Below are 6,250 nucleotides of genomic sequence, written 5' to 3' on the forward strand. Positions count from 1 at the left end.
CCATAAAAATGGGCAGCTCTTATTTTTATAACGATAAATGCTTCGTGCTTTGTGCTCATCCTAAAATAATTTACGCTGTCTATTTATTTGGTATTGAAAATTGGATGCAAATAAGATACTCTAGTATTGTCCTTGTATATCGCCTATACAAGAAGTTCGTTTTACCAAGGGAGGCATCCAACATGGAAACCAATTCTTCCGTTTTACATACCATCTCCTCGGGCGGCTATGACACCATCTTCACCCGCCTGTACCGCGCCGACGCGCTGGAACAGCAGCGCACACGCTATGCCCGACTGGTGAATACCTTTGCACAGGTCTTTCCAGACGGACAGACACCTCGTCTGTTCAGCGCTCCAGGACGCACCGAGATCAGCGGCAACCACACCGACCATCAGCGCGGCTGTGTTGTCGCTGCAAGCATCCATCTGGACATGATCGCCGCTGCCGCAAAAAATGACTGCAACTGTGTGCGCCTCCATTCCGAGGGCTTTGCGTTCCAGCAGATCGACCTAAGTGACCTGAGCATCCATCCAGAAGAAATCAACACCACCGCTGCCCTCATCCGCGGCACTGCTGCCATCTTCCGTGAAAAAGGCTTTGAGATCGGCGGCGCGGACATCTGCGTATCTTCCAACGTTCTGCGCGGCTCAGGGCTGTCCTCATCGGCTGCCTTTGAGGTGCTCATCGGCACCATCTTCTCCTGCCTGTACAACGACGGCGCCCTCGATCCGGTACTCATCGCTCAGATCGGACAGCTCGCCGAAAACCGCTACTTCGGCAAGCCCTGCGGACTGATGGACCAGATGGCCTGTTCGGTCGGTGGATTTGTATCGATCGACTTCTACAACCCTGACCGCCCGATGGTAAACAAAACCAACTTTGACCCTGCCGCCTATGGATACAGCCTGTATATTGTGGATGTCAAGGGCGATCACTCCGACCTGACCGATGAATACGCTGCCATCCCTACGGAGATGAAGGCAGTTGCCGCCTTTTTTGAGAAGGAGGTTCTGCGGCAGGTACCCGCCGAGCAGTTCTATCAGCATCTGGCGCAGGTGCGCGAGCAGACCAGCGACCGCGCCGTACTGCGCGCCCACCACTTCTTTACCGAAAATCTGCGCGCCCAGCAGGCTGCTCACGCACTTCAGGAAGGCGACATGGACGGGTTCCTCCGCCTGTGCCAGCAGTCGGGACGCTCCTCGTTTATGTACCTGCAAAACATCTACCCGAACTTCTCGCCGCTCTCCCAGCCGGCTTCGGTGGCACTGATGGCTGCAGAACATCTGCTTGAAGGCCGCGGCGCCTGCCGCATCCACGGCGGCGGCTTTGGCGGCACAATTCAGGCCTTTGTGCCCAACGATATGGCAATGCACTTTGCTGCGGAGATGGAAAAAATTACCGGAAAAGACAGCTGCCACCTGCTGACCATTCGTCCATGCGGCGGCATCGAAATTACTGAGGAGGCGTAAGTACCATGGCTGAACTGAGATGGCATCCCCTGATCCAGGATTGGGTCATGATTAACTCCAACCGCCAGAATCGCCCACAGATGCCCAAGGACTGGTGTCCCTTCTGTCCAGGCTCCGGCAAGGTTCCCGACGACTATGAGGTCCTCAAATACGACAACGACTTTCCTGCTCTCTCCCAGAATCCTCCGCAGCCGGACGACGTCGCCAACGATTTTTTCAAGGTTCGTCCGTCCTATGGCAAATGTGAGGTCATCCTCTATTCCCCTGGTCATCACACCACCCTCAAGGAATTGAGCGACGCGCACATGAGAAAGCTGGTGGATCTGTGGGCAGAGCGTTACGCCGATATCCGCAAAGATGAAAACATCAAATATGTTTTCATCTTTGAAAACCGCGGAAGCATGGTCGGTACTTCCATGCCGCATCCACACGGCCAGATCTACGGCTACTCGGTCATCCCGAAGAAGCTCCAGCTGGAACTTCGGTCCGCGCAGCAGTACCGCGCAGAAAAAGGAAGATGCCTATTCTGCGACATGCTCAAAGCTGAGAAGGAATTTGGCAAGCGCATCATCTTTGAGAATGATTCCTTCACCGTCTTTCTGCCGTTTTTCACCGAGTACCCTTACGGCATCTACATCTTTTCCAGGCGGCATTTTTCCCACATCACCGAGATGACCGACCAGGAAAAGACCGACTTTGGCATCACCCTCAAACAGATCGTCGGCATGTTTGACACAATGTTTCACAAGGAATTCCCGTACATGATGTGTATGCACAACGCACCGGTCAACTCCGGCGACGCCGAGGAGGATTTCCACTTCCACGTCGAGTTCTTCCCGCCGCTGCGCTCGGAAAACCAGCAGAAGTTTAACGCCTCCAGCGAAACCGGCGCCTGGGCACACTGCAATCCACGCTGTCCGGAGGAAACCGCCGAGGAACTGCGTGAGGCTTACATCCGCTACCTGGCATCGCTGTAAATTGACTGCATCAAAAAAGACGGACAACAAACTGTTGTCCGTCTTTTTTACCTGCTTAAAATCCTGCCTTCTCCACCATCTCCACCAGAAACGGTTGAATCTGCGGATAGGTCAGCTCCTCCGGCAGCTGATCGAAACATTCCACTCTCCGCATCTCAGACTGCTCCGGCAGTGTGGAAAAAGAGGTAATATCAGCAAAGAACAGTGCGCCAAAATCTTCCTCTCCATCCTTGCTTACTCCATAGACTCCTATCGGGTACAGCTGGTACTGCTCTGCGCCGCTTTCCTCAAACAGTTCCCTGCGCGCAGCCTGTTCAGGAGTTTCTTCCTGCTCAATGTGTCCGCCAGGAACCTCCCAGGTGCTGCGCTGTTTATGCTGGCAAAGCACCCATCTTCCCCGATATTTTGCTGCAATCACCGCATACCGCAGCGGCTTTTTGCAGTCCTCCAGCCTTTCTTCCAGCAGGCGAACACTTATCATCCTGCATTTCTCCTTTCCCAATGACTCATAACCTGTCCTCTGCGCTCATATAGTTTTCTATAGACAGAAGGAGGACTGCTTATGGATCAGACGATATTATTTCTTATTCTGATCGCCTGTGTGGTCGTGCAGGCGATGTTTTTTGTCAATCATCGCACCTTTGTGCGCGGAACGCTCTTTTCGGCGCTCAGCGGCGCCGGATGTCTGGCAGCGATGGAGCTGTTTTTTCCTGCGCTGGGACTGGTCATCTGCGTGCCGACACTGGTCATCAGCGTCGCCTTTGGCATCCCTGGCTGCATTTTTCTTCTGCTCATCAAATTGATTTGCGGCGTATAATCGGCTATAATAAAACTACGCCGGAGGGGGATTTCCTCCTTCTGCAAGTTACAAAAGCAAGGAGGAATCGGTTTGGCAAGACGACCTGAATACCAACTGAGCTGGACCAAAGGAAAAAAAGGAAGCGACGATGCTTTTTATGTACGCGCAACGGTGTTTGTTGTGGAGCAGGGCTTCCAGGTAGAATTTGACGACCTGGACAAGGAATGCTGGCATCTGACCGTCTATGACGGCGAGGAGCCGATCGGCGCCGCCCGCATCTATCAGGACAAGGACGGCGTGTGGAACCTCGGACGCATCTGCGTGCTGGAAAACTACCGCGGCAAAAAGGTGGGCAACCTCATCCTCAAAGCCTGCGAAGAAAAAATCCATTCGCTGGTCAACGGACCGGCAACACTGCACCTGGGCGCACAGGTGCGCGCAAAGGGATTCTATCGCAAAAACGGCTATGTCGAATCGGGCGAGGAATACATGGACGAATATTGTCCGCACGTCCCGATGTCAAAACAGATCTAAACTTTTTTGCCCGCAGCAAGCTGCTGCGGGCAATTTTTTCTGTGCCGCTTTAGTCCTCCACAAAGGAGTGGCTCATGATATAAAATTCCTCCTGGCTTGGAAGCTGCTTTTTCTCGATAGGTTCGAGGGTGTCGTCGTATTTCTGAGCTTCTTCCTCGTCGATGGCCATGACAGGGCTGTCGTAATAAAACCATCTTCTGCCGTCCAGCGCATTCGGAACAAGCTCTCTGACCAGCATTGCCGCCGGAAACTTTCCATTTTCCATGCAGACATTGTACCGCTTGCAGCTTCTGAAGCCGCTGCTGACATAGTTTGACGGGCTGCCGAAGATGACAACGACATCGTATCCCAGCTCCTTGGCCCGTTCAAAGGAATGCTGGATCAGTTTCTTTCCGTATCCTTTGCGCTGGTGGGCAGGATCGACGCAGATCGGTCCAAAGGTGAGAACCTGCTTTGTCTGTCCCTGTTCGTCCACCAGCTTTGCCTTGGTGTACATGATATTTCCGACGATCTTCCCATCCAGCTCCAACACAAAGTCAAGCTCTGAAACAAAGTCCTCATGCCCGCGCATGATGTGGACCAGATAATGCTCGAAGCATCCTGGGACATATTGGTTATAAAACGCTTTTCGGGTCAGCGTTTCCACCTGCTCAAAATCTTCCGGTCGTTCATTTCGTATGGTAAGCATCTGAACCTCCATCTTGTTAATTTACTTTGACCATCCGGTAAAAGCGGCTTTCTCCGAGGAAGGTTTCCTGCTCGATACAGTCTCCCTCAATCACAAAACCCGCCTTCTGATAGCACCGGACAGCCCGTTCGTTCCACGTCCTGACCTCCAGATACAGTGGTTTTCCTGGATAACGTTCCTTTGCGATCTGGGCGGCAAGCTCCAGAATCTTCTTTCCGTATCCTTTGCCGCAAAACTCGGGATTGACACCGATGCCGACAAACACCTCGGTTTGCTCCTCCAGAAGGTTGGTAAAGCCCACCAGCACCTCTCCGTCAAAGTAGGTGTCGAAGTTTTTCTCCTTTTCAGGGTTTGCAAAACCCAGCTTATCCTTCTGCATCTGGTCGTAAGGAGGCAGGCTATAAATGCTGTATTCCCCCTCATACTTCCAGTCGCAGATCATTCGTTTTTCATCTTCTGTTATTGTGTGGTAACAAAGCATTGCGGATACCTCTTGTCACTCAATTATTAGCGTCAGATGTTCCTATCCATCCTGAACATTCTTTCTATTGCGGCAGCACAAAGTTGACCTGGCCGGCGGACACATCCACCGAAGCCACCTGAATTTCAATCTGCTGACCGATGCGGTAGACCTTGCCGCTGAGCTGTTCCTTGAGTTCGATGCCTTCGTCGAGCTGGTAGTCGCCCATCGGGAGGTCGTGTACCGAAACCATGCCTTCTACGCTGTTTGCAAGTTCCACATAGAATCCATAGCTTGCAACGCCGGTGATTCTTCCCACAAACCGCTCTCCGATGCGGCTGGACATATATTCTGCCTTGTAGCAGCCCTCACAGTCGCGCTCGATGTTCATGGCGTTGACCTCCATCTCACTGGAGTTTTTGCTGGCGGCGGGTACAAAGCTGCCGTACCGCTTTTTAAGCTTGTCCTTAGGCATTCCGGCAAGGTAGCTTGTCAGAATGCGGTGGATGGTCAAATCAGGATAGCGGCGGATTGGCGAAGTAAAGTGGGCATAGTTTTCCAGCACCAGACCGAAGTGGCCGATGTTGCGCTCCGAGTAGACCGCCTTGGACATGGTGCGCAGCAATTGTCCGTTGATGGCAGGTTCCAGCTCGGTGCCACGCACACCTTCGAGGATATCGGCAAAGTCCTTCGGCTGTGGATTTTGCAGCAGGCGGTCAGCAGGTACACCCAGCCGTGTGAGCAGGTCGTGCAGGAGATTGACCTTGATGACCGGCGGCTGCTCATGGACACGGTAGACAAACGGCATCTCCTCGCGCATGGCAAGAGTGGCAGCCGCCTCGTTTGCGGTGAGCATGAATTCCTCAATCATCCGTTCACTTTCACCGGTAGGACGCGGAACGATGTCCTGGATTCTGCCGTCCTTGATAATAAACTTGGATTCATTCGAGCTAATATTCATAGCGCCGCGGGCAAAACGGCGTGCGCGCAGAATCTTAGCAAGCTGCTGCATCAGCTGAATCTGCGGGATGAGCTGATGATACTTCTCGGTGATTTCCGGCGGTGCATTGCCGTCGAGAATCTGATTGATCTCGCTGTACACGCCCTTAACACGGGAACGGATATAGCTTTTGACAAAGCGGAAGCCCTCGATTTCGCCGCTGAGCTTGAGGGTAATCAGCGCCGAGAAGGTCAGGCGCACCTCGTCAGGGTTGAGCGAGCAGATGCCGTTGGACAGCTCCTTGGGCAGCATCGGGATGACCTGGTCGGCATAGTAGACGCTGGTGCCGCGGCGATAAGCCTCAAGGTCAAGCGCACTTC

At 53.1% G+C, this 6,250-nt stretch carries 8 protein-coding genes; 4 read left to right on the forward strand and 4 right to left on the reverse strand.

Annotation, left to right across the window (positions count from 1 at the left end; genetic code table 11):
- Positions 1-182: 182 nt before the first annotated feature.
- On the forward strand, positions 183-1,472 hold the full coding sequence (locus Q0L39_RS04955; protein ID WP_296627224.1) for a galactokinase family protein: 1,290 nt from the start codon (positions 183-185) through the stop codon (positions 1,470-1,472).
- Positions 1,473-1,477: 5 nt separating this feature from the next.
- A complete protein-coding gene (gene galT / locus Q0L39_RS04960; protein WP_296627225.1) occupies positions 1,478-2,449 on the forward strand; it encodes a galactose-1-phosphate uridylyltransferase in 972 nt (323 codons plus the stop codon).
- Between the two features lie 55 nt (positions 2,450-2,504).
- On the opposite strand, the gene Q0L39_RS04965 is transcribed toward galT, so the two are convergent.
- The gene (locus Q0L39_RS04965) at positions 2,505-2,930 is read right to left on the reverse strand and encodes an NUDIX domain-containing protein (protein WP_296627226.1); all 426 of its coding nucleotides are present in this window, start codon (positions 2,928-2,930) and stop codon (positions 2,505-2,507) included.
- Positions 2,931-3,011: 81 nt separating this feature from the next.
- On the opposite strand from Q0L39_RS04965, the gene Q0L39_RS04970 reads away from it, so the two are divergent.
- Together Q0L39_RS04970 and Q0L39_RS04975 are read left to right on the forward strand one after the other, a co-directional pair.
- On the forward strand, positions 3,012-3,266 hold the full coding sequence (locus Q0L39_RS04970; protein WP_296627227.1) for a hypothetical protein: 255 nt from the start codon (positions 3,012-3,014) through the stop codon (positions 3,264-3,266).
- Between the two features lie 72 nt (positions 3,267-3,338).
- The gene (locus Q0L39_RS04975) at positions 3,339-3,782 is read left to right on the forward strand and encodes a GNAT family N-acetyltransferase (protein WP_296627228.1); all 444 of its coding nucleotides are present in this window, start codon (positions 3,339-3,341) and stop codon (positions 3,780-3,782) included.
- Positions 3,783-3,831: 49 nt separating this feature from the next.
- Here the strand turns inward: Q0L39_RS04975 and Q0L39_RS04980 are convergent, their stop codons facing one another.
- From Q0L39_RS04980 to Q0L39_RS04990, 3 genes are all read right to left on the reverse strand, one after another.
- Positions 3,832-4,470, reverse strand: coding sequence for an N-acetyltransferase (locus Q0L39_RS04980; protein ID WP_296627229.1), 639 nt, complete (start codon positions 4,468-4,470; stop codon positions 3,832-3,834).
- Positions 4,471-4,486: 16 nt separating this feature from the next.
- Positions 4,487-4,951 (reverse strand): GNAT family N-acetyltransferase, encoded by a 465-nt coding sequence (locus Q0L39_RS04985; protein WP_296627230.1) that lies wholly within the window; start codon positions 4,949-4,951, stop codon positions 4,487-4,489.
- A 64-nt stretch (positions 4,952-5,015) separates the two neighbouring features.
- Positions 5,016-6,250: RNB domain-containing ribonuclease (locus Q0L39_RS04990; RefSeq protein WP_296627231.1), on the reverse strand; the 1,235-nt coding region annotated here is incomplete at its 5' end.

Source organism: uncultured Negativibacillus sp., assembly GCF_944388365.1.
Taxonomy (GTDB): Bacteria; Bacillota; Clostridia; order Oscillospirales; family Ruminococcaceae; genus Negativibacillus.